The 25,278-nt window shown below is 37.0% G+C and carries 27 protein-coding genes and 1 riboswitch; of the genes, 19 read left to right on the forward strand and 8 right to left on the reverse strand.

Annotated features, from left to right (window positions below; all coding sequences use genetic code 11):
- Positions 1 to 141: 141 nt before the first annotated feature.
- Both U9R83_RS02440 and U9R83_RS02445 read left to right on the forward strand, forming a co-directional pair.
- Positions 142 to 906, forward strand: a complete 765-nt coding sequence (locus tag U9R83_RS02440; protein WP_014461775.1) for a M15 family metallopeptidase — start codon at positions 142 to 144, stop codon at positions 904 to 906.
- Positions 907 to 1,127: 221 nt separating this feature from the next.
- A complete protein-coding gene (locus U9R83_RS02445; protein ID WP_014461774.1) occupies positions 1,128 to 1,256 on the forward strand; it encodes a YjcZ family sporulation protein in 129 nt (42 codons plus the stop codon).
- A 53-nt stretch (positions 1,257 to 1,309) separates the two neighbouring features.
- Here U9R83_RS02445 and U9R83_RS02450 read toward each other — a convergent pair whose 3' ends face one another.
- A complete protein-coding gene (locus U9R83_RS02450) occupies positions 1,310 to 1,846 on the reverse strand; it encodes an SH3 domain-containing protein (protein WP_014461773.1) in 537 nt (178 codons plus the stop codon).
- Positions 1,847 to 2,008: 162 nt separating this feature from the next.
- Complete coding sequence (locus U9R83_RS02455) at positions 2,009 to 2,179, reverse strand: hypothetical protein (RefSeq protein WP_014461772.1); 171 nt, start codon at positions 2,177 to 2,179, stop codon at positions 2,009 to 2,011.
- A gap of 148 nt (positions 2,180 to 2,327) precedes the next feature.
- Between U9R83_RS02455 and U9R83_RS02460 the strand changes: the two genes are divergently transcribed.
- From U9R83_RS02460 to U9R83_RS02475, 4 genes are all read left to right on the forward strand, one after another.
- Entirely contained in the window at positions 2,328 to 3,158 is an 831-nt protein-coding gene (locus U9R83_RS02460) for a GNAT family N-acetyltransferase (protein WP_014461771.1), read from the forward strand.
- Positions 3,159 to 3,636: 478 nt separating this feature from the next.
- Complete coding sequence (cls, locus tag U9R83_RS02465; protein WP_328575058.1) at positions 3,637 to 5,088, forward strand: cardiolipin synthase; 1,452 nt, start codon at positions 3,637 to 3,639, stop codon at positions 5,086 to 5,088.
- 174 nt (positions 5,089 to 5,262) lie between these two features.
- Positions 5,263 to 5,754 carry a general stress protein gene (locus U9R83_RS02470; protein ID WP_014461769.1) on the forward strand — a complete coding sequence of 164 codons (492 nt, stop codon included), beginning with the start codon at positions 5,263 to 5,265 and terminating at the stop codon, positions 5,752 to 5,754.
- 75 nt (positions 5,755 to 5,829) lie between these two features.
- A complete protein-coding gene (locus tag U9R83_RS02475) occupies positions 5,830 to 6,057 on the forward strand; it encodes a hypothetical protein (RefSeq protein ID WP_014461768.1) in 228 nt (75 codons plus the stop codon).
- Positions 6,058 to 6,531: 474 nt separating this feature from the next.
- On the opposite strand, the gene U9R83_RS02480 is transcribed toward U9R83_RS02475, so the two are convergent.
- Positions 6,532 to 6,741: an alpha/beta-type small acid-soluble spore protein gene (locus tag U9R83_RS02480; protein ID WP_016762907.1), complete on the reverse strand. Its 210-nt coding sequence runs from the start codon at positions 6,739 to 6,741 to the stop codon at positions 6,532 to 6,534.
- Between the two features lie 268 nt (positions 6,742 to 7,009).
- Between U9R83_RS02480 and U9R83_RS02485 the strand changes: the two genes are divergently transcribed.
- Entirely contained in the window at positions 7,010 to 8,344 is a 1,335-nt protein-coding gene (locus tag U9R83_RS02485) for a prolyl oligopeptidase family serine peptidase (protein ID WP_328575059.1), read from the forward strand.
- 138 nt (positions 8,345 to 8,482) lie between these two features.
- The gene (locus U9R83_RS02490) at positions 8,483 to 9,481 is read left to right on the forward strand and encodes a LacI family DNA-binding transcriptional regulator (RefSeq protein WP_014461765.1); all 999 of its coding nucleotides are present in this window, start codon (positions 8,483 to 8,485) and stop codon (positions 9,479 to 9,481) included.
- A gap of 63 nt (positions 9,482 to 9,544) precedes the next feature.
- Here U9R83_RS02490 and U9R83_RS02495 read toward each other — a convergent pair whose 3' ends face one another.
- Complete coding sequence (locus U9R83_RS02495) at positions 9,545 to 10,825, reverse strand: MFS transporter (protein WP_014461764.1); 1,281 nt, start codon at positions 10,823 to 10,825, stop codon at positions 9,545 to 9,547.
- A 430-nt stretch (positions 10,826 to 11,255) separates the two neighbouring features.
- Between U9R83_RS02495 and iolG the strand changes: the two genes are divergently transcribed.
- The 7 genes from iolG (at position 11,256) to U9R83_RS02530 (ending at position 19,929) form a co-directional block, all read left to right on the forward strand.
- Complete coding sequence (gene iolG / locus U9R83_RS02500; protein ID WP_328575060.1) at positions 11,256 to 12,278, forward strand: inositol 2-dehydrogenase; 1,023 nt, start codon at positions 11,256 to 11,258, stop codon at positions 12,276 to 12,278.
- A 76-nt stretch (positions 12,279 to 12,354) separates the two neighbouring features.
- Positions 12,355 to 13,362 (forward strand): 5-dehydro-2-deoxygluconokinase, encoded by a 1,008-nt coding sequence (gene iolC, locus U9R83_RS02505; RefSeq protein WP_042992353.1) that lies wholly within the window; start codon positions 12,355 to 12,357, stop codon positions 13,360 to 13,362.
- 73 nt (positions 13,363 to 13,435) lie between these two features.
- Positions 13,436 to 14,893 carry a CoA-acylating methylmalonate-semialdehyde dehydrogenase gene (locus U9R83_RS02510; protein WP_014461761.1) on the forward strand — a complete coding sequence of 486 codons (1,458 nt, stop codon included), beginning with the start codon at positions 13,436 to 13,438 and terminating at the stop codon, positions 14,891 to 14,893.
- Between the two features lie 112 nt (positions 14,894 to 15,005).
- On the forward strand, positions 15,006 to 16,940 hold the full coding sequence (iolD, locus tag U9R83_RS02515) for a 3D-(3,5/4)-trihydroxycyclohexane-1,2-dione acylhydrolase (decyclizing) (protein ID WP_014461760.1): 1,935 nt from the start codon (positions 15,006 to 15,008) through the stop codon (positions 16,938 to 16,940).
- A gap of 84 nt (positions 16,941 to 17,024) precedes the next feature.
- Positions 17,025 to 17,921, forward strand: a complete 897-nt coding sequence (iolE, locus tag U9R83_RS02520; protein ID WP_140451896.1) for a myo-inosose-2 dehydratase — start codon at positions 17,025 to 17,027, stop codon at positions 17,919 to 17,921.
- Positions 17,922 to 17,980: 59 nt separating this feature from the next.
- Complete coding sequence (locus U9R83_RS02525; protein ID WP_115653000.1) at positions 17,981 to 19,006, forward strand: LacI family DNA-binding transcriptional regulator; 1,026 nt, start codon at positions 17,981 to 17,983, stop codon at positions 19,004 to 19,006.
- 134 nt (positions 19,007 to 19,140) lie between these two features.
- Positions 19,141 to 19,929: a 5-deoxy-glucuronate isomerase gene (locus U9R83_RS02530; RefSeq protein ID WP_014461755.1), complete on the forward strand. Its 789-nt coding sequence runs from the start codon at positions 19,141 to 19,143 to the stop codon at positions 19,927 to 19,929.
- Positions 19,930 to 20,184: 255 nt separating this feature from the next.
- Here U9R83_RS02530 and U9R83_RS02535 read toward each other — a convergent pair whose 3' ends face one another.
- The 3 genes from U9R83_RS02535 to U9R83_RS02545 form a co-directional block, all read right to left on the reverse strand.
- A complete protein-coding gene (locus U9R83_RS02535; RefSeq protein WP_014461754.1) occupies positions 20,185 to 20,403 on the reverse strand; it encodes a hypothetical protein in 219 nt (72 codons plus the stop codon).
- Positions 20,404 to 20,752: 349 nt separating this feature from the next.
- Entirely contained in the window at positions 20,753 to 21,619 is an 867-nt protein-coding gene (locus tag U9R83_RS02540) for a YitT family protein (RefSeq protein WP_014461753.1), read from the reverse strand.
- A 380-nt stretch (positions 21,620 to 21,999) separates the two neighbouring features.
- The gene (locus U9R83_RS02545; RefSeq protein WP_014461752.1) at positions 22,000 to 22,410 is read right to left on the reverse strand and encodes an Lrp/AsnC family transcriptional regulator; all 411 of its coding nucleotides are present in this window, start codon (positions 22,408 to 22,410) and stop codon (positions 22,000 to 22,002) included.
- Between the two features lie 195 nt (positions 22,411 to 22,605).
- A riboswitch (PreQ1 riboswitch) is annotated at positions 22,606 to 22,650 on the forward strand.
- Between the two features lie 9 nt (positions 22,651 to 22,659).
- Here U9R83_RS02545 and U9R83_RS02550 point away from each other — a divergent pair.
- The 4 genes from U9R83_RS02550 (at position 22,660) to U9R83_RS02565 (ending at position 24,724) form a co-directional block, all read left to right on the forward strand.
- Positions 22,660 to 23,148, forward strand: coding sequence for a QueT transporter family protein (locus tag U9R83_RS02550; protein WP_014461750.1), 489 nt, complete (start codon positions 22,660 to 22,662; stop codon positions 23,146 to 23,148).
- Positions 23,149 to 23,584: 436 nt separating this feature from the next.
- Positions 23,585 to 24,034, forward strand: a complete 450-nt coding sequence (locus tag U9R83_RS02555) for a hypothetical protein (RefSeq protein WP_140451893.1) — start codon at positions 23,585 to 23,587, stop codon at positions 24,032 to 24,034.
- Positions 24,035 to 24,103: 69 nt separating this feature from the next.
- Complete coding sequence (locus U9R83_RS02560) at positions 24,104 to 24,349, forward strand: hypothetical protein (RefSeq protein ID WP_116740565.1); 246 nt, start codon at positions 24,104 to 24,106, stop codon at positions 24,347 to 24,349.
- A 27-nt stretch (positions 24,350 to 24,376) separates the two neighbouring features.
- Positions 24,377 to 24,724: a hypothetical protein gene (locus U9R83_RS02565; protein ID WP_115653006.1), complete on the forward strand. Its 348-nt coding sequence runs from the start codon at positions 24,377 to 24,379 to the stop codon at positions 24,722 to 24,724.
- A gap of 176 nt (positions 24,725 to 24,900) precedes the next feature.
- On the opposite strand, the gene U9R83_RS02570 is transcribed toward U9R83_RS02565, so the two are convergent.
- Positions 24,901 to 25,077, reverse strand: a complete 177-nt coding sequence (locus tag U9R83_RS02570; RefSeq protein ID WP_014461745.1) for a transporter, drug-export protein — start codon at positions 25,075 to 25,077, stop codon at positions 24,901 to 24,903.
- Positions 25,078 to 25,278 lie beyond the last annotated feature (201 nt).

Below are 25,278 nucleotides of genomic sequence, written 5' to 3' on the forward strand. Positions count from 1 at the left end.
AATAAACGTTTGAAAAAAATAGGTCGGGGCATACTGAAATTTATAGTAGGAATTAGTTTGTTATATTAGTAATTATTTCTTAATTTATATACAATGTTTGAGTGTCTTAAAAAGCTTAAATTATGTCAGGAGTATAGAAATATGAAATTTTATAAAAAAATAGCGTTACTAATAGTACTGGGTGTTATCGCAGGATTCTCGTATCTAGGCTATCAAGGATTCTTTCAGCATGATGATCGTTTAAATACGTCTGATTTACATAATCCTTTATCTTCTTCCAAACAGAAGCAAAATGGCATAGAAGTTGTTGGGAACCCCGAATCCATTGCCGTGTTAGTAAACAAGCAAAATCTTCTTCCTGATCACTATGAACCCACTGACCTTGTATACCCAGACGTTCGGTTTATATTTAAAGAAAAAATTGAAAAACGCCAAATGCGTGCAGAACCAGCAAAAGCGTTAGAAAGGATGTTTTCAGCTGCTGAACGAGAAGGAATTTACCTAGCAGGTGTTTCTGCCTATCGTTCTCAAAGCCGTCAAGAATCTCTTTATCAAGCGTATATAAAACAAGATGGAGAAACGGCAGCTAATCATTACAGCGCTCACCCAGGCAGCAGTGAACATCAGACTGGTCTAAGTATAGATGTATCAAGCAGCACAGGTAAGTGTGCGGCTCAAGATTGTTTTAAAGATACTCCTGAAGCCAAATGGATTGAAAAAAATTCATATAAATATGGATACATTGTTCGCTATCCGGAAGGAAAGCAGCAGATTACAGGTTATAAATATGAGCCGTGGCATATACGATTTGTCGGAAAAGAACTCGCCTCTAAGGTGTATAAGAAAGGAATTACGTTAGAAGAATATTATAATGACTACATGCAAGTTGATAATCCAGTTCAATAAAAAAGAAGAGTTATATAAACTCTTCTTTTTTTGTATTGCTGGAATATACCCTTACTTTAAAAGTGGGAAAGATGTAGAGATGAACCACGGGATGCTATATCCTATGCCTTACTAGTAAAAGAGTTAACGCTTATAAATTATAATGAATTTTGTGATAAAGAATACTCATGTTCGTTTTCATTTCCCTTCACATATTCTACAAAAAAGGGAGGTGAAAGAAAATGAGTTTTTACGGAGGTTATGGTTATGGGTACGGATACGGAGCAGGACACGGAAATAACTTTGCGTTAATCGTGGTGCTATTTATTTTACTAATTATCATCGGTGCTTCATGGGCAGGCCACTATTAATAAGGTGTCCATAAACAAACTCCCTTGAATTAATTCAGGGGAGTTATCTGTTTTTATCTATAAGTAGGTAGCTGTAAGTACGAAGTGCTCACATATCCTTTGAAGCCATTGTATTCTACAAAAGCCCAATCAAATGAAAGCTTGTTATCTTTTGTGTAGCCCCAAGCTAAGAAGCTGACGCTTTTTCCTTTAGGAATAGTTGTGACAACTTTGTTGCTTGTGCTGGGCCCTGTACGTAAATTAAGGTTAGCAGCTGTATGAACAGTAGTAGGGACTTTCATTAAATAGGAAGTACTGATATATCCAGTGCCACCAATTATTTTAATGGCAGCCCAGTCTGCATTTACAAACTTGACTACTTCAATTTGATCTTTTTTTCTTAATGTATCAAGAATCTTTCCCTGAGTGCTAGGTTTTGAACGTATATTGAGTACGTTCGCGGTCACTTCATATACGCTGAACGGTGCGTTTATTTTTTCTGCTGCACTTGCTGTTTGCTCGTGAGTGAATGGCAGTGTTGCAGATAGAGATGAAAAAGTAAAGCCCGCTGCTAATGCTAAAACCGACATAGATTTTGTAATTGTCTTCATACAAATATCCAACTCCTTAGTGAAATAGGTAATAACTTTTCTATAACACTAAGAATAAGGATGACTTGTTTCTAAATTGTTACCAACATATATCCCAGATGTAAATTTATAAAAGGTTTGTAAAAGGTTTATTTCACAGACCTTTTAATAGCTTTATCGTTACTATTCTTCGCGATTTTCCGTTGATTTGTAAAAAGAAAAATATACAAAAACAGATAATACTGTTCCATAAATGCTCCACAAAGCTAAAGCAAAAATAAATTCTTTCTGCAGGCAATAAATAATCGTTAAAGCAACTAGTGCAATAAAACTTATTAAAATGGTCTTTTTCATAAGCACCCCGCCTATTTAGTTTGATTACTCTATATGCTTTTTGATCTTGCTTTTACCCTATAATTATTCGACTATTGCGCTAAAGATGAAAGGAAAAAGTTAAATAAAGCCGAACTTATAATAAAAAGAAGAATGCAGGAGGCGTTTTATGTTAGAACAACATGTGTTAGAAGATATACAAAAGCTACAGTCTATTTGCGAACAAGAAGAGCACATAGAGCTGAAGCTGAATTTTGATATGTTACGAAGTCGAAAAAAAAATGAAGTTAACGATTTTTTTCATTATGAAGATAATCAGCTTGTTGGGTTTATTGGTCTTTATGGGTTTGGGAATACAGTAGAAATATGCGGAATGGTCGCTCCTAGCTATCGCCGAAAAAGGATTTTTTCAAAGCTGTTTTCTCAAGCTTTACATATATGTAAGAAGCGAGGGTATACAGAGATTTTATTAAATGCTCCTGGCGATTCGGTTTCAGGCAGGGAGTTCTTAAAGAAAATTCCATGTTCATTTACTTTTTCAGAATATCAAATGAAGTGGACAGAGAGAGAATTGGAAGATGATAATCCCTTTGTTACGCTTCGCTCTTCCCAATCAGATACCGATATGAAAATGGAAATGCAAGTTGATGTGGAATGCTTTGGTATGTCTTTAACAGAAGCAGCTGCTTATTATGAACAAACGAAAACGGAAGAACAGCAAAATCATTTTATCGTAGAGTACAATAGTCAAGCGGTTGGAAAGTTAAGGGTATCTTATGATAAAAGCGAAGCATGGATTTATGGATTTGGTATTTTGCCTTCTTATCAAAAATTGGGAATAGGAAAAGCTGCTTTAAAACAAGTTGTTTTAAAGCAGCTTCAGCTAGGATATGATATATTTCTTGAGGTTGAAGCGAAAAACAAACGCGCTTTGCAACTCTACGAAACATGCGGTTTCAATTCATATCACGTGCAGGATTATTACGTATACAGCTTGTAGATAAAAACACGGAAATCTTAGATTTTCGTGTTTTTTATTTACATATTAGATAATATGTGCTTTTTTGAGTGAATAATGAGAAAGTAGAGAAAAAGTGATATGCCCGTTGATAAAAACAGGGAAGGCCATACAAATATAATAGGGGCGCTGCAAGCAAGGATACATGTAAGAATACCCCCGATAAATGCTTTTCTAAATAATTGATAAGCCGTATACCCCAGGCTAATACTGATAAATACATTGATGAGGCTAAGAAAAATAAACGAAAAAAACAAATTATTTCCCCCCCTTGTTTTTAATACACAATAAAAAGAAATATTTTACATTTTTGGTATAGCGAAAAATAAAAAAGCAATAAAGTTTGGATTCTAAAGATGAAAAAGGAAGCCATCTGTGTTATGTATAGTAAAGTGAATGAGAACGTTAAAAAAGGGAATGAGTTAATAAAGCGATATAATAGAAAGAAAGGAGTAACAGGATGGAATTTGCCCATATCTTTACACTAAGTGTATCTGTTGTAACAGCTATTAATATTTTATTAGCCGGTATTCTTATTTTCATCGAACGAAGAGATATAGGATCTACATGGGCGTGGCTTCTTATTTTATTTTTTATACCGATTGTCGGCTTTATTGTATATCTATTCTTTGGAAGACAGCTAAAACAGAAGAACTTTTATAAGTTATCATCTGATGAGCGGGAATATTTAAGATCTTCAGTAGATGAACAATTGAAAGAACTTAAAGCTACCCATGAATATCGAAATGATTTATTGATTCAACATAATAAACTGCTGTTCACTAATTTAAATTCTTCTAAGTCACTTGTGCGCACCGACAATGAAATTGATATCTTTAGTGATGGTAATCAGAAATTTGATGCATTGTTTGAGGACATTCAAAATGCTAAAAAAGAAATTAATATTCAATATTATATTATTCAACGAGATAATCTTGGGAAGAAATTAAGAGATGAGCTAACAAAAAAAGCAAAAGAAGGCATAAAGGTTCGCGTTCTTTATGATGAAGTAGGATCTAGAAAAATGACGCCATCATTTTTTAAGGAGCTTATTTCATATGGCGGCGAAGCACAGGCATTTTTCCCTTCAATTCTTCGCTTAATTAATTTTCGAATTAACAATCGAAATCATCGAAAGCTTTGTATTATTGATGGTGAAGTAGCATACATAGGAGGATTTAACGTAGGAGATGAATATTTAGGGTTAGATCCAAAAATGGGTTATTGGAGAGACACTCATTTTCGCATTAAAGGAGAGTCAGTGAACGATATTCAAGGGAGATTCATTTTAGATTGGCATCAAGCAACAAAGCAGCCAATTGAACTGGAACAATTTTTGCATCGTACAGAAACTCATTCTGGAACGGTTCCTGTACAAATTGTAGCAAGCGGGCCAAACTCGACTACCCAGCACCTGAAAAACATGTATATCTCCTTGATTATGTCGGCCAAAGAAAGCGTGTACCTTCAAACGCCTTACTTTATTCCTGACGCAAGCTTTATGGATGCTTGTAAAATTGCTCTATTATCTGGAGTACAGATTCATATTATGATTCCAAACAAACCCGATCACCCTTTTGTATATTGGGCGACATGGTCTCATGTAGGTGAACTGCTTGCATACGGTGCAAATATTTATCTCTACGAAAAAGGCTTTTTGCATGCTAAAACAATTGTAGTAGATAATGAAGTATCTTCTGTAGGAACGACGAATATTGATCCGCGAAGTTTCAGCCTTAATTTTGAAGTGAATGCAGTTGTATATGATCAACCTATTGCGGAAAAGTTGCAGAACCTGTTTCTTGAAGACGTACAGTTTAGTTCAAAGTTAACACTTGAACGATATAAGGAGCGCTCTCTGTTTATAAAATTCAAAGAAGCAGTATCTCGCTTGCTGTCACCCATTTTATAGCGAAAACTATTGATATCATGAAAAAGACTTGAATTGTTAGATTCAAGTCTTTTATTTTATGGGTTTCTCCTTGTAAGAAGAGCTAGAGATAAAGTTAAAAAGTTTTACTAAAAAATCCAAGGGTATTAATACTATAATAAGCTAAAAAATGATAATACCTAGGAGGAATAAAAAATGACAAAAAATGTAGTAGGTACGTATAACACAGAAGAGGCCGTTATTACAGCGATTCGAAATTTAAAAACACAGGGATATCCAGACAGCGCACTTTCTGTTTTGACAAACAGTGGTCCCCATCATGAAAATACAGAAGCGATTGAGCATTCTGCAGGAATTGATGTGCAAACAGTTGATACAGATCAACACTCAAAGCACCATCAATCATTCATGGACAAAATAAAAAATGCTTTTACGCCGTCTGAAGAAAAAATGGATCAAGATGTTAATCGAATCGAAAATCAATTAACCGAATATGGTGTACCTGCTGCAGAAGCTTCCTCGTATGTATCTGATCTTAAAAACGGAAAAGTTTTGCTGATGGTAGACGCCGTTGAGCATGATAAACACAATTCAGCTCTAGGACAAACAGTGACACCCGCTGAAAAATCAGCTGACCCAATGAATGAAAAAATGCTATACGGCAATCACGAAAATAAAGTAAAGTAACGCCGAAGTAGCTCACTGAGAAAATAAAAGGCTGCGTGCTTAAATAAAAGCTAGTTAACGAAAGGAAGGGGACCGATGAGAAATCTGGAAAAAACAGAGTATGAACTTGACTATTTAAAACAGCAGCAAGAAGTTAATCAAGAGCTCATCAAAGTATCACAGTCTCTTGTCGCTACGTTAAAACAGTATGAAGAAGAACCGAACAATACAGAAGTTTTAGCTGTAATCGCTGACTTAGAAGGTCAGCAAGAACAGCTCAAAGCAAAGACCGAAAAGATATCTAAAGAACTTGCACATTTATAAAGAAAGATAAAAGAGCCTAGAACAAGAGTATTTTAATTGAAGGAAGATCCGAACGATTAATCGTTCGGTTTTTTTTGTAATAGTGAACGTAGGTTTCATATGTTTAGTTGCTTCTAGCTGTTGATTGGGGAGCAAGGCGAAGACTCCTGCGGGCTCAGCGGCCGCCCGCGGAAAGCGAAGCCTTGCACGGAAATCGACAGCGTTGTCATAAGCGACCTATACTAGCTCATGTATCCAATTTATTCGTCTTTAGATTAGATTGATTTAGTTATGTCTCAATCTCTTTTAAGTTTTATCCAATCTATTGTGAGAGAAAGAGAACCGTATATAACGGGATGTGAACGTTATGGGGATAGTGATTTTGTTTTAGATACATATAGAGGAGAAGAAACGCGATAAGAGACTATATAAAAATTGGAAAAAGGAAGAACGGTCATTCGCTCTTCCTCCAGCCGTATTGCTTATGATAGTGATTTAGAAACGTCCGCCGCCAAGTTGCTGTTCAGCCATTTGCACAAGGCGTTTTGTGATTTCGCCGCCTACTGAGCCGTTTGCGCGTGCAGTTGTGTCAGGACCAAGAGTTACGCCAAATTCGCTAGCGATCTCATACTTCATTTGATCGATTGCTTGTTGAGCACCGTGTACTGCTAATTCGTTGCTGCTCTTATTTCTGCTGTTTGCCATCATAATCAACTCCTTTTATAAGGTTAAGATTATGATTTGATTAATAGATAGTTTTTATACATAAAATAAAAAAATTTTTCAAGGATTTATAGAATATGCTTATTGGAATATAGTTACAAAATTTTCCGCTAGGCAACGGAAAATAATTATGTGTAGAAAGAGAGAGAGGTCACGTAAAATAGAACACAAGTAAGTAAGCGGTTACATATTATTCGGAATAGAATGAGAATGTAATAATTCTATTCTAATTTAAAAGGAGGAGTCCATCATGTATCAAAGATTAAAAAAGTATGTACTATTGGCTGTTACATGGAGTCTAGCAATTGGCATTATACTCTCTTATGAGAAAACAGCGCTTGCGAAGCAGGCGCACGAAAAAGCTACATCTTATCGTACAGTAACAGAGATTCATGACTGGGGAGCGGCTATCACAAAAATTATTATTGACTTAGGTGAACCTGTTCCAACTAATTCACTTACAAAAGAAACGTTTAAGGTGCATGTGGCTCGAAGTGATAGTCGATTAGAACCGTCTTTATTGGAACAAGGAGATCGTACAGTAAAAAAAGCATATGTATCCGATAAAGATGGACAACCAGCCGTACATACTGGAAAATATGCAGTTTTAGAAATGGAAGTTGGACCGGCCGTTTCATTAGGGGCGCCATTAAATTATGATGAATATGGTACAGGATTAAATGCATGGATAGACAGTCAATACACTATTACTCAGCAAAAAGATATGATAACAAAGAAAGGAAAGTTGTCAGGGCTTGTAGTGAAACAGTTTACGGGAGAGAAAAGAGAACTCGTAGATGATTTTACAATTAAAAAAGGTATATATCACAATATAGAATTAGCATACGCAAGTTATGCGCCGGCAAAAGATAAGAAAAAGAATCCATTAATCATTTGGCTACATGGTGGAGGAGAGGGAGGAACAGATGCAACAATTCCCTTATCTGCCAATAAAGCTGTTAGCTTTGTCACAAAAGAAACTCAGGCCTATTTTGAAGGCGCCTACGTTTTAGTACCGCAAGCACCAACAAAATGGATGGATGGTTATACCGGTGAAGCGGATGGAACTTCTATTTATAAAGAATCATTGATGGCATTAATTCAAGAATATGTTTCTAAAAACCCTGATATTGATCCTAATAGAATCTATATTGGAGGGGCATCTAACGGCGGATATATGACTATGCTTATGATTCGTGATTATCCAAAATACTTTGCAGCAGCATTTCCAGTATGTGAAGGACTAAATGATAGATTAATTACGGAGCAAGATCTTGAAAAGATGAAAGAAACGTCTATTTGGTTCGTAGCCGCTAAAAATGATACGGTTCTTCCACCAACGATTAACACTCTTCCAACTTATGAACGTTTGGTGAAAAGCCACGCAAATAATGTTTATTTATCACTATTTGAAGATGTGCATGACACCACGGGTTTATACAAAAATAATGATGGTTCGCCCTATCAGTATAACGGACATTCATCTTGGATATATCTGTATAATAATGAACCCAACGCTAAAATAAATGGAGCTACAACAAGCATAATGGAATGGATGAGTAAACAATCGTTGAACAACAATTAATCATTTATAAAAAAGCTGTTTCAAGTAGAGCAGCTTTTTTTATTTCTCTTTTAAAGCTAAAGCATATATCTAAAATAAACGATTGAATACTTTCGTGATAAAATAAGGAAAGAGATCACGAAGAAAGGAACAGTGAAAGTGAAACCAACCATTTACGATGTTGCGAAAAAAGCAGGGGTATCGATAGCCACTGTATCCAAAGTAATCAATCAAACAGGCCGTATTAGTGAAAAAACGATAAAAAAAGTGAATGAAGTAATGATGGAATTAGATTATCAGCCTAGCAGTGTTGCAGCGGCGTTAACAGGAAAAAAGACGTACACGATCGGTGTTCTAGTTCCTGATATCTCGAATCCTTTTTTTGCAGAGGTAGCAAGAGCTTTTGAGAATAGTGCTAGAGCAGCGGGATACACGCTTTTTTTATGCAGTACAGATCATCAAACAGAACGTGAGCATGAATACATAGATCTTTTATTTAAAAAACAAGTAGATGGAATTATTATCGCAACCGAACTAAATGATACGAAGCTCGTAAAGAAAATTGTGAAGCATGATGTACCGCTTGTATTGTTTTCAGTTGATCATCCTTCTATCTCAACTCATGTAGTGACAATTGACAACGTTCGCGGAGGATATATCGCAGGTACGTATTTAATAGAAAAAGGTCATCAATCGGTAACGATTATCACTGAAAAAGATAGAAAAAGCAGTGAGGGGCGATTAGCGGGATTTAAACAAGCGCTCACAGAGGCAAATTTATCACTAGAAAATCAGTCCATTATCAGCTGTTATTCAACGGTAGAAGATAGCAGGAGAGCAAGTAAACAGCTGCTTTCCTTGCCTAATAGGCCAACAGCAGTCTTTGCATGTACAGATCTAATTGGGGTATCGCTCATAAACGAGGCAAGGAAGCAGGGGCTTTCAATCCCGGGAGATCTGTCGGTAATTGGATTCGATAATACGATTTATGCTGATATTGCTGAGCCGGGTTTGACAACGATTGAACAACCCATTTCTCAGATGGCTACTAGTACGTTTGAACAGCTGTTAAAGTCTATGAAAAAAGAAGAGCATGCGAAACAGCGAATAACAATTATTCCAGAACTAGTAGAACGTGCGTCAGTAAAAAAGCTATAAAATAGAGAAGGTAAAAAAGCTGCAGGTGTTGAGGCACCTGCAGCTTTTTCTGCTTAAGCATATTTATAGAGAGACCGAACTTTTGACTTCGTTTATTGTTTCGCCTTTAATAGTTGTCTCTGTTGGAATCGTAAGGAAACCAGTTAGAAAAGCACCAAAGAAGTATAAGCAAGCAAAGATCCAAATTACGCCGCCCGTGCCCAAAAGACCAATAAAAACGGTCACGATTAAAGGACCTACAAAAGCAGAAAGTCCAGATCCTAAATTCAACACAGACATTGCAGCTCCTTTATTCTCTGGAGCTAAAGAAGGCACTAACGCTGTAAGAGGGACATAACCCGCTAGTGTTGCACCGTAACAGCATGCGACAATCATCATCACCCAATAATTATGTCCGACGAATTGCGGTACATAGTAGAGAGCAAGGGTTACAATTCCGCATCCAACCCCGCCAAACCATTTGATTGTATTTACCCAGCCAAACTTATCTCCAACAATACCAAAAATAATATTAAAAGCCATATTCACAAAAAACAATGTACCCCAGATTTGCAACCATTCACTCATCGTAAAATCATGTTTCATCATATATGTTGGCAAGAAAACAACAAATCCAAATTGAGCAGCAGAGTTAATAATCTTTACGATGCCACCGATCCCTACTTTAGGGTTCTCAAATGCAATTGTAATCCCTTTCATTAATTCTTTTGTTTTATTATCGTTTACTTTTTGGACGGTAAACTTGTCTTTATTCATAATAATCGAAAAGATTCCACCGATCAAAACAAAAAGTAAACCACTCCACAAGGTAGCGATTTCGCCAATTTTCGGAACCATATAACTTGAGTAAAAGGCTCCGATTACGCTTAATCCAAGCTGGAAGACAAACCAAAACCAGCCTACTGCTTTTGAAAGCATTTCCTGGGGCGTGCGATAAGACACCCAGACCAAGAATGAGTAAGCAAATAAAGGGTAACCAAATCCTCTAAGAGCATAACAAATTAGTATAATTGTGTAATTCATAATATGAAGTCCTAAACCTATAAATCCAATTGAACCAATAATAAAGGATATCAAGCCGAATGCCATTGCTTTTCTAGGACCCCACAGCTGAACCAGTACGCCCGAGAACCAGGAAGAAACAGAGACCGTAATGCCGTAAACAGTAAACAGTAAAGCAGCATGTTCAATGGTTAAACCTCGTTCTACGAGATAAGGAGATAACCATCCTTGTTCTAAACCATCGCCAATCATAAAAACAATAATACCTATGTATCCCCACGTTAAATGAGAAGGGATCCCAATCCTGTCTAAAGTCGTTTTTCTGGAAATAAATTCATTCATTTTCCACACCACCAGATCGATTATTTTGTGTAAAACATCAAACTAATTTGGTTAAGCGCTTAATCTATTTGATAAAAAGTATACGCTTACATTTTTTGAACGTCAATTAAAATTTTAAATATATATAATTTTCAATTAAATTATTTTAATCATAAAAATATTAGTATGTAAGGCAATAATCACTGAATTCATGATAAAAATACTCAAATATAGAGAATTTCTTTATGTTTCATCGATAAATAGATAAAAAAATAAAAAAAGTTTTTTATAATATACGTTTAGATTTCCAAAAAACAAATATTCTAAATAATCTATAAAAAATGTTTGCATTTCAGAAAACGTTATGTATAATTGGAATCAGGAAAGCGCTTAACCTACATAGAGGTTTGAGCGAATGTTTTCTTAACTTTTAATTAAAGGGGAAAATAAGATGGGAATTCTTACAATTGGAATAATTGGTGCTGGACGCATAGGGAAATTACACGTTGATAATTTAAAATTAATGCCGCAAATAAAAATTAAAGCGGTTTCAGATGTGGTAGTAGACCATTTACATGAATGGGCTGCAAGTAAAGAAATTTCGACGTTAACAACAAATTATCAAGATTTATTAGCTGATCCAGAAATTGATGCCGTTTTCATTTGTTCGCCAACGAATACGCACGCATCGATTATTGAAGAAGCCGCTCGAGCGAAAAAACATATTTTCTGTGAAAAGCCCGTTAGTTTTTCAGTAGAAGAAACAATCCAAGCGTTAGAAGTAGTAAAAGAACACGGGGTACAGCTTCAAGTTGGCTTTAACCGACGCTTTGATCCCAACTTTAAAAAAGTGCATGATCTTGTACAGCAGGGAGAGGTAGGACAGCCGCATATTTTAAAAATCACTTCCAGAGACCCTCAGCCTCCGAGTCTCGAATATGTTCGCGCTTCAGGAGGATTGTTTATGGATATGATGATTCATGATTTTGATATGGCTCGTTATGTAATGGGCAGCGAAGTAGTAGAAGTATCGGCTTACGGCACGACGCTCATCAATCCTGCTATTGAAGAAGCGGGAGATATAGATACGGCAATTGTGTCATTAAAATTTGCAAATGGAGCTTTAGGTGTAATTGATAACAGTCGTCAAGCTGTCTACGGTTACGACCAGCGCCTTGAAGTATTTGGTGAAAAAGGTGCCGCTGCTGCTGATAATTGCCGTCCAACTACAGTAGAAATATCAACAGGCGAAAGTGTAGTGAAAGAGAAGCCGCTATATTTCTTCCTTGAACGCTATACACAAGCGTACATAGATGAAGTAACACAGTTTGCAAGAGCAATTATGGAAAATCAAAGCGTTATTTGTACAGGGAACGATGGATTACAGGCAGAACGAATTGCTAAAGCAGCAAAAGAATCTTTACTATCCGGGCAGCCAGTGAAGATTGAACATAAAAAATACGCAGTGAATTAATGACGGTAAACGTGGGGATGAAAGAAATTGATCTTTCTACCCTTTTAGGAAAGCGCTTAACTAAGGAGGAATAAAGATGAATCCGCTTGTTTTTAAAGAAAATCGTGAGTTAGATTTTATCGCTATCGGCCGCTTATGTATTGACTTAAATGCAAATGAAACACAGCGTCCAATGGAAGAGACTAAAACATTTACTAAATATGTAGGAGGCTCTCCAGCTAATATTGCGATTGGAGCATCGAGGCTAGGCTTGAAAACCGGTTTTATCGGAAAAGTATCTGATGATCAAATGGGCCGCTTCATTACGGATTATCTGCAGAAAAATAAGATTAACACAGAAAGCATTGTTGTTGATAAAACAGGAGCCGTAACGGGGCTTGCTTTTACGGAAATCAAGAGTCCTACAGATTGCAGCATCTTAATGTATCGTGATAACGTAGCAGATTTAAAACTAGATCCTACAGAAGTATCAGAAGAATATATTAAGAAGTCAAAGGCTCTTTTAATATCTGGAACCGCTCTTGCAAAAAGTCCTTCCCGTGAAGCTGTGTTTCTAGCATTAGAATATGCACGTAAGCATGAAGTTGTAGTGTTTTTTGATATTGACTATCGTCCATATACATGGGAATCAGAAGCTGAAACAGCTGTCTATTTTAATTTAGCTGCTGAAAAATCAGATGTGATCATCGGTACGCGAGAAGAGTTTGACATGATGGAAAAACTTTTAAATTATAAAGAATCTAATGACCAAGTAACAGCAGAGCGCTGGTTTTCTCACCATGCTCAAATCGTCGTGATTAAACATGGTGGAGAAGGGTCTATTGCCTATACAAGAGATGGTGAGTCTCACCGCGGAGGAATATTTAAAACAAAAGTTCTGAAAACGTTTGGTGCTGGTGATTCCTATGCTTCAGCCTTTATTTATGGATTGATGCAAGGACTGGAAATTCCACAGGCAATGCGATTTGGGGGTGCCTCAGCTTCGATTGTAATTTCAAAACACAGCTGTTCAGATGCTATGCCGACAAGCGTTGAGCTCTTCAACTTTATAGAGACAGCAACGGAAGTTTTGCAGGAAGCTTAATAAACAAAGGGAAAATCTTGAGAGATTAAAGGAATAGAAGCTTATTAAAATCAGATAAAGGGAGAGAGATTGTATGACACAAACAGCAGTAAAAACAGTAAAAAACTATATTGGTGGACAATGGATTGAATCAGCTGCATCAAAAACGGAACCTGTGTATAATCCAGCGACAGGTGAATTAATCGCACAGGTGCCTCTTTCTACAAAAGAAGATGTAGATCAAGCGGTGCAAGCAGCAAATGAAGCTTTCAAAGGGTGGGCAAAAACAGCCGTGCCTAAACGTGCACGAATTTTGTTCAAGTATCAGCAGCTATTAGTAGATAACTGGGATGAATTAGCAAAGTTAGTGACGGTTGAAAACGGAAAAAGCTTTAACGAAGCGCGAGGTGAAGTGCAGCGTGGAATTGAATGTGTAGAATTCGCGGCAGGTGCTCCGACGTTAATGATGGGGAAACAGCTTCCTGACATCGCAACAGACATTGAATCTGGCATGTATCGCTATCCAATTGGTGTAATTGGAGGAATTACGCCGTTCAATTTTCCAATGATGGTTCCTTGCTGGATGTTCCCGCTTGCGATTGCTTGCGGCAATACATTTGTGTTAAAGCCGTCTGAGCGTACACCTCTTTTAGCTGCAAGGTTAGCTGAACTGTTTGAAGAAGCTGGTTTGCCAAAAGGCGTATTAAACATTGTAAACGGCGCGCATGATGTGGTCAACGGTCTTCTTGAACATAAATTAGTGAAAGCTATTTCGTTTGTAGGTTCCCAGCCCGTAGCTGAGTATGTGTACAAAAAAGGCACGGAAAACTTAAAGCGTGTTCAAGCTTTAGCCGGTGCTAAAAACCATTCAATTGTATTAAATGATGCAGATTTAAACGTAGCAACAAAACAAATTATCGGAGCCGCTTTTGGTTCAGCAGGTGAACGTTGTATGGCAGCATCTGTTGTGACTGTACAGGAAGAAATTGCGGATCAGCTAATTGAAAGATTAGTAGAGGAAGCAAATGATATTGTAATTGGCGACGGCTTAGAAGAAAACGTCTTTTTAGGACCAGTTATTCGTGAAAATCATAAAGAGCGTACGCTCAGCTATATTGAATCAGGCGTGCAAGAAGGAGCAGAGCTTATTCGTGACGGTCGCACAGATGCAGCAGTAAATGGCAATGGCTACTTTGTCGGACCAACGATTTTTGATCGTGTGACGCAAGAAATGAAAATTTGGCAAGATGAAATTTTTGCACCTGTGCTGTCTATTATACGCGTGAAAACATTAGGAGAAGCCATTGAAGTAGCCAATAACTCTCGATTTGCGAACGGTGCTTGCATTTATACAGATAGCGGCGCAAGCGTACGTGAATTCCGCGAAAATATTGAATCCGGTATGTTAGGAGTAAATGTAGGGGTACCGGCACCTATGGCATTCTTCCCATTCTCTGGCTGGAAAGATTCTTTTTATGGTGATCTTCATGCAAATGGTACGGACGGCGTGGAGTTTTATACAAGAAAGAAAATGGTAACAACGCGCTGGTAAGTGAGTCATTAAAAATCGCATCTCATTTTAAAAGGAAGTATCAGGAATTAAAGATATTCCTTATGCTTCCTTTTTTTAAATCGCAATCTACTACTAGAAGGGAGAAAGAAGCATGGAAACAGTTAGGATGACGACGGCACAAGCATTAGTGAAGTTTTTAAATCAGCAGTATGTTGAATTTGATGGAAAGCAGCATCAGTTTATTAAAGGGATTTTTACAATTTTCGGGCACGGAAATGTGGTAGGTCTTGGGCAAGCTTTGGAAGAAAACCCAGGAAATCTAGATGTATATCAAGGGCGTAATGAACAAGGAATGGCCAATGCAGCGATGGCTTTTGCGAAACAAAAACATCGGAAGCAGATTATGGCTTGCACATCTTCAGTGGGGCCAGGTTCAGCAAATATGGTTACAACGGCAGCCACTGCTTCAGCTAATAATATTCCAGTTTTGCTGCTTCCTGGTGATGTATTTGCAACTAGACAGCCGGATCCCGTTTTGCAGCAAATTGAACAGTCATATGATTTATCTATTTCTACAAATGATGCCTTTCGACCAGTGAGTAAGTACTGGGATCGCGTAAGCCGCCCTGAACAATTGATGACAGCTATGATTAATGCGATGCGTGTGTTAACGAATCCTGCAGATACAGGAGCTGTAACTATTTGTTTGCCTCAAGATGTGCAGGGAGAAGCATGGGATTTTCCAGCTTATTTCTTCCAAAAGCGCGTTCACCGCATTGAGCGCCGCCTTCCGACTAGGGACAGTCTAGCAGATGCAATTCAATTAATGAAAACAAAGAAAAAGCCAATCATCATTTGTGGAGGAGGCGTTCGGTATTCAGAAGCTGCAAAAGAGTTAAAACAATTTGCTAGTGAGTTCCATATTCCATTTGGAGAAACTCAAGCAGGGAAAAGTGCGGTTGAAAGTGACTATCGCTATAATCTGGGCGGAATAGGTGTAACAGGGAACTCAGCTGCTAATACAATCGCTAAAGAAGCAGATTTAGTAATTGGAGTAGGCACTCGATTTACTGATTTTACAACAGCATCTAAACAGCTTTTTCAACATCCCAACGTGCAATTTCTTACCATTAACACGTCTGAATTTCATGCAAATAAACTTGATGCCGTGAAACTTGTAGCTGATGCAAAAGAAGGGTTGCTTGCTCTTAGGGAAGAGCTAAAATCAATTGGCTATCAGTCTGTTTATACAACAGAAATTACAAGTGCTAAAGACGCATGGGATACAGAATTAGAGCGTCTACATAGCATACGTTTTACTGGTGCAGATTTTGTTCCAGAAATACAAGGTCATTTAGATGAAAGCTTGGCTGAATATGTAGAATCACTTGGTACTCAATTAACGCAAACAGAAGTAATTGGAGAGGTGAATAAGCTCCTTAATGACAACTCCGTCATTGTTGGTGCAGCAGGAAGTCTTCCAGGCGACTTACAGAGAATGTGGAAGTCTAATAAACCTAATACCTACCATATGGAATATGGATATTCATGTATGGGATATGAAGTATCAGGCGCCCTTGGAGTTAAGCTGGCAGAACCAGCTAAAGAAGTGTATGCGATGGTTGGAGATGGAAGCTATCAAATGCTTCATTCAGAGCTTATTACAAGCCTTCAAGAAAGAAAAAAGATAAACATTTTACTGTTTGATAACTCCGGCTTCGGGTGCATTAATAACCTTCAAATGTCAAATGGTATGGGGAGCTTTGGCACAGAGTTTCGTTATCGAAACGGTGAAACAGGAAAGCTAAATGGGAACGTGATGAAAATTGATTTTGCAGCCAGCGCCGCGGGCTACGGTGTGAAAACGTATCGCGTAAGTTCTCTTGAAGGATTAAAAACGGCGATAGAAGATGCACAAAAACAAGAGGTTTCTACGCTAATTGATATTAAAGTGCTGCCAAAAACTATGACAAACGGTTATGAATCATGGTGGCATGTAGGAGTAGCAGAGGTATCTAAAAATCAGCATGTACAGGAAGCTTATAAAGATAAGGTGAAAAACCTTGAAATGGCAAGAGTTTATTAAGAAGCAGAAGAAAATGAGATTGTTGAAGAGAAACATCCGATAAATATAAAACAGGTTTTAATTTCATACAAGGGAGAGGAAGAGATGTTCAAGGAAAACACGGTAAAATTGGGGATTGCTCCAATTGCTTGGACAAATGATGATATGCCTGAACTGGGAGCTGAAAATACATTTGAACAATGTATCAGTGAGATGGCTTTAACCGGTTTTAGAGGAAGCGAGATCGGCAACAAATATCCGCGGAATGTTTCGATCTTAAGGAAGGCATTATCACTTCGGAATTTGGAAATTGCAAGCGCATGGTTTAGTACATTTTTAACGACAAAGCCGCTGGAAGAAACGGTGACGCCATTTATTGAACATCGCGATTTTTTATACGAAATGGGAGCAAAAGTAATTGTTGTATCTGAACAAGGACACAGCATTCAAGGGCTAATGGATGTTCCGTTATTCAAAGAAAAGCCAGTGTTCACGCCAACAGAGTGGAGCAGCCTTATAGAAGGCCTGCACCACCTTGGGAAACTAGCAAGAGAGAAAGATATGCATATTGTCTATCATCACCACATGGGAACAGGCGTACAAACAACAGAAGAAATTGAGCAGTTAATGGAGCTTACCAATCCGGAGCTTGTTTCGCTCCTATTCGATACCGGTCATCTTGTTTTTTCAGGCGAAGAACCTCTTTATATCTTAAAAAAATATCTTCATCGTATTAAGCATGTTCATTTAAAAGATATTCGCCAAGAAGTAGTTGATCGAGTCAAACAACAAGACCTGAGCTTCTTGCAAGCGGTAAAAGAAGGAGCCTTTACTGTTCCAGGCGACGGAGTTATTGAATTTGATGAAGTATTTACTACGCTCGCCGCTTCTGATTATAACGGCTGGTTTGTCGTAGAAGCAGAACAGGATCCAGCGCTTGCTAACCCTTTTGAATATGCGTTAAAAGCAAGAAACTTTATTAAAGAAAAAAGCGGTCTTTAATTTCCATTGTAAAAGGTTTACGCCTTTTATGTGTTTATGAAAGGAAAGGAGGAGATGAAATGAAGCCAACCATCTACAGTGTGGCTGAAGAAGCAGGTGTATCAATTTCCACCGTATCAAAAGTTATCAATCAAACCGGTCATATTAGTGAAAGAACAAGACAAAAAGTAATTGAGGTTATGGGGCAGTTGAATTACCATCCAAGCGTCGTAGCATCTGCTTTAACAGGAAAACCCACTAAAACGATTGGGCTTCTCGTACCCGACATCTCCAATCCTTTTTTTGCCGATTTGGCGAGAAGCATAGAAGACCGAAGCCATGAGCGAGGTTTCCATGTTGTAATGTGTAATACCGATAACAATGCGGAAAAAGAGAAAAAGTATTTATCGCTATTAATTCGTCAGAGAATCGATGGTTTAATTGTAGCATCTGCTTTTCGCAATGCTAATCTTTTAAAAGATATGCTGAAGCAAGATATACCGATTAGCGTTATTGCTTCAGAAATTCCTCACATATCCGTTAATACAGTGACAGTGGATGACTATAAGGGAAGCTATTTGGCGACTGATTATTTGCTATCTTTGCATCATAAAAAAATTGCGATTATTACAGAAAATGCAAAAAGTAATCACGCTCGTTTAGATGCTTTTCGAGACGCTATGCAAGAAAATGGAATAATTGTGCCGCCTCAGCACGTTATTACGACCGAAGCAAGTATTCAAAAAGGATATGAAAGTGCTAAGCAAATTTTTTCAATGAAGGAGAAAGTGACGGCTATTTTTGCTTGTAACGATTTACTGGCTATCGGAGTTATGCAAGCCGCAAAGGAATTCAAAATTGATGTGCCGCAAGACTTATCAGTGATTGGCTTTGATAATACGGTTCTTTCTACTACCATCACGCCCATGTTGACGACGGTAGCACAGCCGACAAAAGAAATGGCTATAAACGTAGTGGATTTGCTGGTTAGAGAAATGGAATATCCAACGATGCATAAAGAACATTTGCTTCTTGAGCCAAAATTGATTGTTCGGAAATCAACGGCTCCGTTACGAAGGGGCGCCACACCAGCTACAAATAATTGAACACAATCAAGAATATTGCCGTTAATAAAAAATCCTCATAGTCACATATTCAAGAGAATTTATAGAGTCTATGAAGAAAAAATGAGTGATTAGTAAATTCTGATTGCGCTACTACATAAAGGAGGAATTTAAGTATGTTAGGTAAATTAGGTGAATTAAATAAAGGATACAACGTACTTACAGAAATGACCGGTCAGCACAAAGATATGCTGATGGATATTGGAATTTATAAAATGTCCCAAGGAAAAGAGGAAACCTTGCTAGACAGCAGCAGTGAAACGGCTATTCTTTTACTAGAAGGAAAGGTAAAGCTAGAATGGGAAGGCCATTCGAAGGAAATTCAGCGTCAATCTCTTTTTGAAGAAGAGCCTTGGTGTTTGCACGTTTCAAAAAATGTGGAGGTTAAAATTACTGGGCTTGCCGATAGTGAAGTACTAGTTCAAAAAACGGACAATGAAAAAGAATTTTCATCAAAATTATATACGCCTGAAGATTGTCAAAACACAGTGGCTGGTGAAGGAGTATGGGAAGGTACTGCTCAGCGTGTCATTCGGACAATATTTGATTACAACAACGCTCCTTATTCTAACCTTGTTATTGGAGAAGTTATTTCTTATCCAGGAAGATGGTCGAGCTATCCGCCTCATCATCATGATCAGCCTGAAGTATATTACTATCGTTTTGACAAGCCGCAAGGATTTGGCTGTGCAATGGTTGGAGAAGATGCATACCGTGTAGTTGATAATAGTTTTATTACAATTCCTGGTGAATTGGATCACCCTCAAGCAACGGCTCCCGGCTATGCGATGTACTTCTGCTGGATGATTCGCCATCTTGACAATAATCCTTGGACAGACCGTATTATGGAAGAAGAGCATAAGTGGTTATTAGAGCCGGATGCAAAAATTTGGCCTGAAAAATAAATAAAGATCTTTATACGAAATGGGTTTCAAATGTTGAAAAAGCTCGAATAAAAAAATAATTATGCGTAAAATAATAGTTTATTTTTGTAAAATATGTTTTTATATGTTAAAATATAGCTTGTATTAATATTCAGGCGATGATATCGCTCTTTGCTGCAGATTCCTTTTTAGGAGTCTCTTTTTTTGGAAACAGAAGCAAAAAATACAGACGATTCGCATGTAAATTAAAAAGAAAAGGAGATAAGCGTAAGCCGCTTATCTCCTTTTCTTTTTAGCGTTATCTAATGCTAAGTTCTTTTTCACTACTTTTTCTAAAGTAACTTCCACGTGAACATTTTTTTCATCGATATCATTCACAAGCACGACGGTTCCTTTTCGTCCTTTAATCTTTAAATCATCACCCGTAGAAGGAATGTTTTCCCGCAGCTGGCTTAATAGAAGCTTTTTGTTTTCAAAAAAGTGGACAGCCACCATTTTATCTCACCTAATTTCATATGATATGTGTGATACAAAGATGTGTATATGAAATTCTTCCTATATATTATGTCGTCAGGGGTGGTTTTAGAACACATTGAATAGACAATTGTTGCATCGATATATGAAATAAATAGAATGGCATAGTTATAAATCTTCTATCCTTGGACATACTTATACTACTAATCTAAAAAGGGATGTGGATGAAAATGAAGGTGGCTATCGGATTAAGTTTATTTACGGTCGTTACAGGAGCAATTGCGTTAGGGTCGGTTTACTTTTTAGCAGGTATCTTTTCGTTTTTTCTAACGGTTTTTTCATAAAAAAATCCACCAAGAGGTGGATTTTTTTATTTAGCAGCGGCTTTTGTTTCATGAGGCGAATTGCCGATGAATCCAAATTTTCCGCCGACAACTTCTTTTACTTCGTGGATGACAATAAAAGAATTCGGGTCAATTTGCTGGATTTTCTTTTTAATTTTTAATAACTCGTTCTTTTTAATAACAACGTAAATAATACGTTTATCTTTATTGGCGTAGTAGCCATATCCGTAAAAGATGGTGGCTGCATTTCCAAATTCACTGGTAATAACTTGTGCGATGTCTTTGTACTGATCAGACATAATGGTCATTGCTTTTTTGTTGTGGAAACCTTCGATAACGATGTCGACGATTTTGGCACAAAGATAGACGAATATAAAAGTATAGAGTGTATTGTTGACGCCAATGGCAAAAATCGATGCTAAGATAATGACGCTGTCCATGTAGAACATGCTTTTCGAGATATTATAGCCTTTTGTGTAGTTTAATAAATAAGCTAAAAGAGTTGTTCCACCGGTAGATCCATCCGCGATAAAAATAAGAGCCAGTCCTGTTCCCATGAGTAAGGCGCCGAATACAATTCCTAAAATCATGTCGTGAACGTGAAAGGGAATATAACTGACTAAGCCGAGGAAAACGGACGTCATGACAGCTCCTAGAATCGTATAAAGAATGGTTTTTTTAGTTAGAAATTTATAAGCTAAGGCAATGAATACAAGGTTCACAAGAAATGTGCTGATACTTGTAGGTATATGAAACAAATAATATAAAACAAGAGCAATACCAACCGTACTTCCGTCACCTAATTTATTTGGAATGACAAAAAAATCAATCGATGCAGCAACTAAAAGCGCTCCGGCAATAATTAAAATGATGTCTTTATAGATTGTTTTCAATATGCAAACCTCCCTGATCATTAGGATATTTTCATGTGGAATCTTGTTTTTACTAGTGTTTCACAAATGATAAAATAAAAAACGTCTTAGAAATTGTCTAGTTATAAAACTGATCAACTTCTAAGACGAAGAATTACGATACGTGTATATGTCTTGAGTCTGCGTTTCTATGCTTCGATGTCACCGATTATATAAACCTCTGACCGCTATGTCAACGCTATGGGAGATGTTCAACTTTTCAAAAAATAGAAGGCGGTTTCCTACATAAAAAAAGAATCCTTTGCGACGGCGCAAAGGATTTTCAAATTTATTGGAATAGGGGGAATACGTTATTAGAATTGCCATTTTCATAAATTAATATACCTTTATTTTTAAAAAAATTATTGGTTAATGACGATTGAAAGTTTGTAATTGACATGCTGATTTAGCTCTGTCAAAAAATCATTTAATTCTTCATTTGAATGAAATTTGCATTCTAGTAAGTAGCAACCATCACCGCTGATTTTAAAGTTGTTGATAACGTACTCCTGCTGACTTTCTAAAAATGTAAGGTAGGGGTGGTGATGAATGCTCTGCGTATAGATATTTAAAAATGCATGGGTGGTGTAGCCAAGTTTCCGTTCATCAATGTTAATTGTATAGCCTTTGATAATGCCTTCATCTTCTAACTTTAATACTCTAGCAGAAGCGGCTTGTCCGGTTAAATGCACTTTTTCTCCTAATTCTTTCATCTTTATACGTCCATTTTTTGATAGCTCTTCTAGTATGCGTTTATCTGTATTATCTAACATCGCTACAAATCCTTTCGTATTTCAAATCAAAAGGGTTAACTACTTTATGTCACCTATGTATACTGGTACGTCTTCTATTTTATACTAAGGGAAAGTAAGAAAAAAGAGCAGTCAATATGGAAGACATGAAAGCAGCAGTAGTTTGTAAACAGCTCGATTGACGAAAGCTTAAGCTTGCTGTATGATTCTTTGAGTGTTTACGTGGTTCGTAACCATCCCACGTTAAAAAACTAAGGAGAGAATAGTAAGATGAATATAAGAACACTTTGCGTCAACGGTCTTTTAGCTGCTATGTATATTGCTGTCAGCATGCTAATTCAGCCGTTTGGCTTCACCAATATCCAATTTCGTATATCAGAAATGTTCAATCATTTGATTGTATTTAATAAAAAGTACGTGTACGGCATTGTACTAGGGGTATTTCTGACGAATTTGTTTTTTTCACCAATGGTCGCTTATGACCTGGTGTTTGGGGTAGGACAATCCGTACTATCATTACTCATTACCATTGTTTCTATGCGCTACATTAAAAATATGTGGGCTCGTATGCTTGTTAATACACTTGTATTTACATTTACGATGTTTATTATTGCGTTTGAACTTCACCTAGCATTTGATTTACCATTTTTCTTTACATGGTTAACAACAGCTGTTGGTGAGTTTGTGGTTATGCTTGTTGGAGCACCAATTATGGCGGCAATTAATAAACGTGTACAATTTAATAAGCTAGTTGGATAAAAAGATATGGCTGTGATAAATCTCACAGCCACATCTTTTTTTCTTTGTTATTCTATAAGTGTAGTGATAAACCCCTTATTATTGAAGAGCTTTTCACGCATGGACAAATTACCCATATCTAGCATGTAAAAAGAGCAGGTCGCGTTTGCGTTCTGCTCTTTTTGCGTAACGCAATAGCGAGTATTCAATTAGATTATTTTGAAAGAAGGAGTGACAAATCTCACAGCGCGTTCTTTTTTCTTTTGTTACGATATACATATAGTTGGCAAACTCCTTATCGAAAAGTTTTTCGCACAACAACACATTACCTATGCGTAGCAATTAAAACAGCAGACCAATGACGGTTTGCTTTTTTAATTGTGTGTTTTTACCATTAAATTACTATTTTGAGTTATAATTGTAAGGTGATTTTTGTTACGAGAGAGGGGATTATTTTTTGAGCAGAAAGTTAGGACTTCTTGTTTTATTAGCGTTAGCCATCGTGTTTTCCGGATGTTCAAAAGAAGAAGGCAAAGCTCCTTTACAAGAGCTAGAAAAGATCCATATTAACGTCATCAAAGAACAAAAGATGAAGCAAGGGATTTCATATGAAATGGAATTAGTAAACAAGAGCGATTTGACCATCAAACAAAATAATGTCTTTTTATCCTATCCTTTAAAAATGAAAAACGGTTATTCTGAAAATAAATTTAAGGTGTTAGCAGAAGGCAATAAGTTAAATATTAAGCCAAAACAAAAGGTAAAGTTAACTGCATTTCTTCCTTATAAAGGAATTAATAAAGAAGTGTTAGCTATTGATGAGCCTGACGTAAAGTGCATAGGGTATTGGAATGAAATTGATGACTACCATCAATTTTCTTTTGGAGGATCTTTGAAGCGAGAATAATACATAGATTTGTTAAATGATGGAACTTATGAAGCGTGAAATCGTATATAAATCAAGGGGGAGATTTTATTGAAGAGATATGGAATATTTATCATTAGTTTCATCGTTTTCTTAGGTAGCTTTCAACTGCTATCAGGAATGATTCTTACGCTCTTATATGTTCCAGAAAGTTCGACTATGTGGAGCTCAATCGAAGGCTTATCAAGTAAAGTAACGTTTGGCAGTTATTCTGGTAGCTTTGTTTTTATGGTTCCCGCTGTAGCAGCTACAGCCGCTTTTTTTATCTCTAAAAAATGGGTTAGGAAAAGTGTATAAGAAACTGATAGCGGTGGTGAATGAACAGTGAGTGTAGACACGGATAGATTAGTTAGCTTCTTCATTTTATGGGGAACACCGGCTGTTTTTAGTATAATAGAGTATTTTAAACTGAGTAAAACTGAAAAAAAAGAAGCTATACGAGACTTAACATCTTTAAAATCTATTGTAACAATAGGGTTTATATTGATTGGAGGAGTGATGGCGAGTTTAGGTAGAGTATTATCTCTGCTGCCTCTGCACGTTATAGGTATTTTTATTTTAGCTATTGGTGGTATCGTGGGCGCTGTTGAAGCATGGAAAACAGAAAGAAAGAGAAGTATTGTTATCCTTGTTTTCATAGTATCTATGATTGCTCTTACATTTGTAATATAAATTCCAAACGTACCAGGAGCTGCTCAAATCATGAGCAGCTCCTGGTAGTTTCTTATCTATTGTGTTTCAATCTGTTGATCTTTTTTCTTTAACGTAAGAGCGAGCAGGAACGAGACGACAGCGAAAGCGATGGCTACATAATAGACGGTATGAACTCCGCTTGTCATGCTTTTTATTTATAATAGCGTTTTATTCGTTTCATTTGATTGTTGAATAAAGTGCTGAGAAGCCATAGTCATAATACTTGTATACAAAGCAGGACCAATCGCGCCTGAAACTTGGTTAATCGTATTTGAAATAGCTGAACCATGAGCATGAAGCGGTTTTGGCACTTGATTTAAAGCAAGCGTCATCACGGGTCCTATGCTTAAACCTACGCCAATTGTAAAGGCAGCGTATAAAATAGCTGCCGTTTAAATCCAATTTTATCAAACAAACGTCCTCCGGCCATAGCTGTTAAAGCCAGCGTTACTCCTCCTGGAAGCATAAGAAAACCTGATGGTAGCAACTCTATACTGATCAGTCAATCCAGACGTCTAGGTCTTGTATAGGAG

It is taken from the genome of Priestia sp. LL-8, from assembly GCF_036227845.1.
Classification (GTDB): Bacteria; Bacillota; Bacilli; order Bacillales; family Bacillaceae_H; genus Priestia; species Priestia zanthoxyli.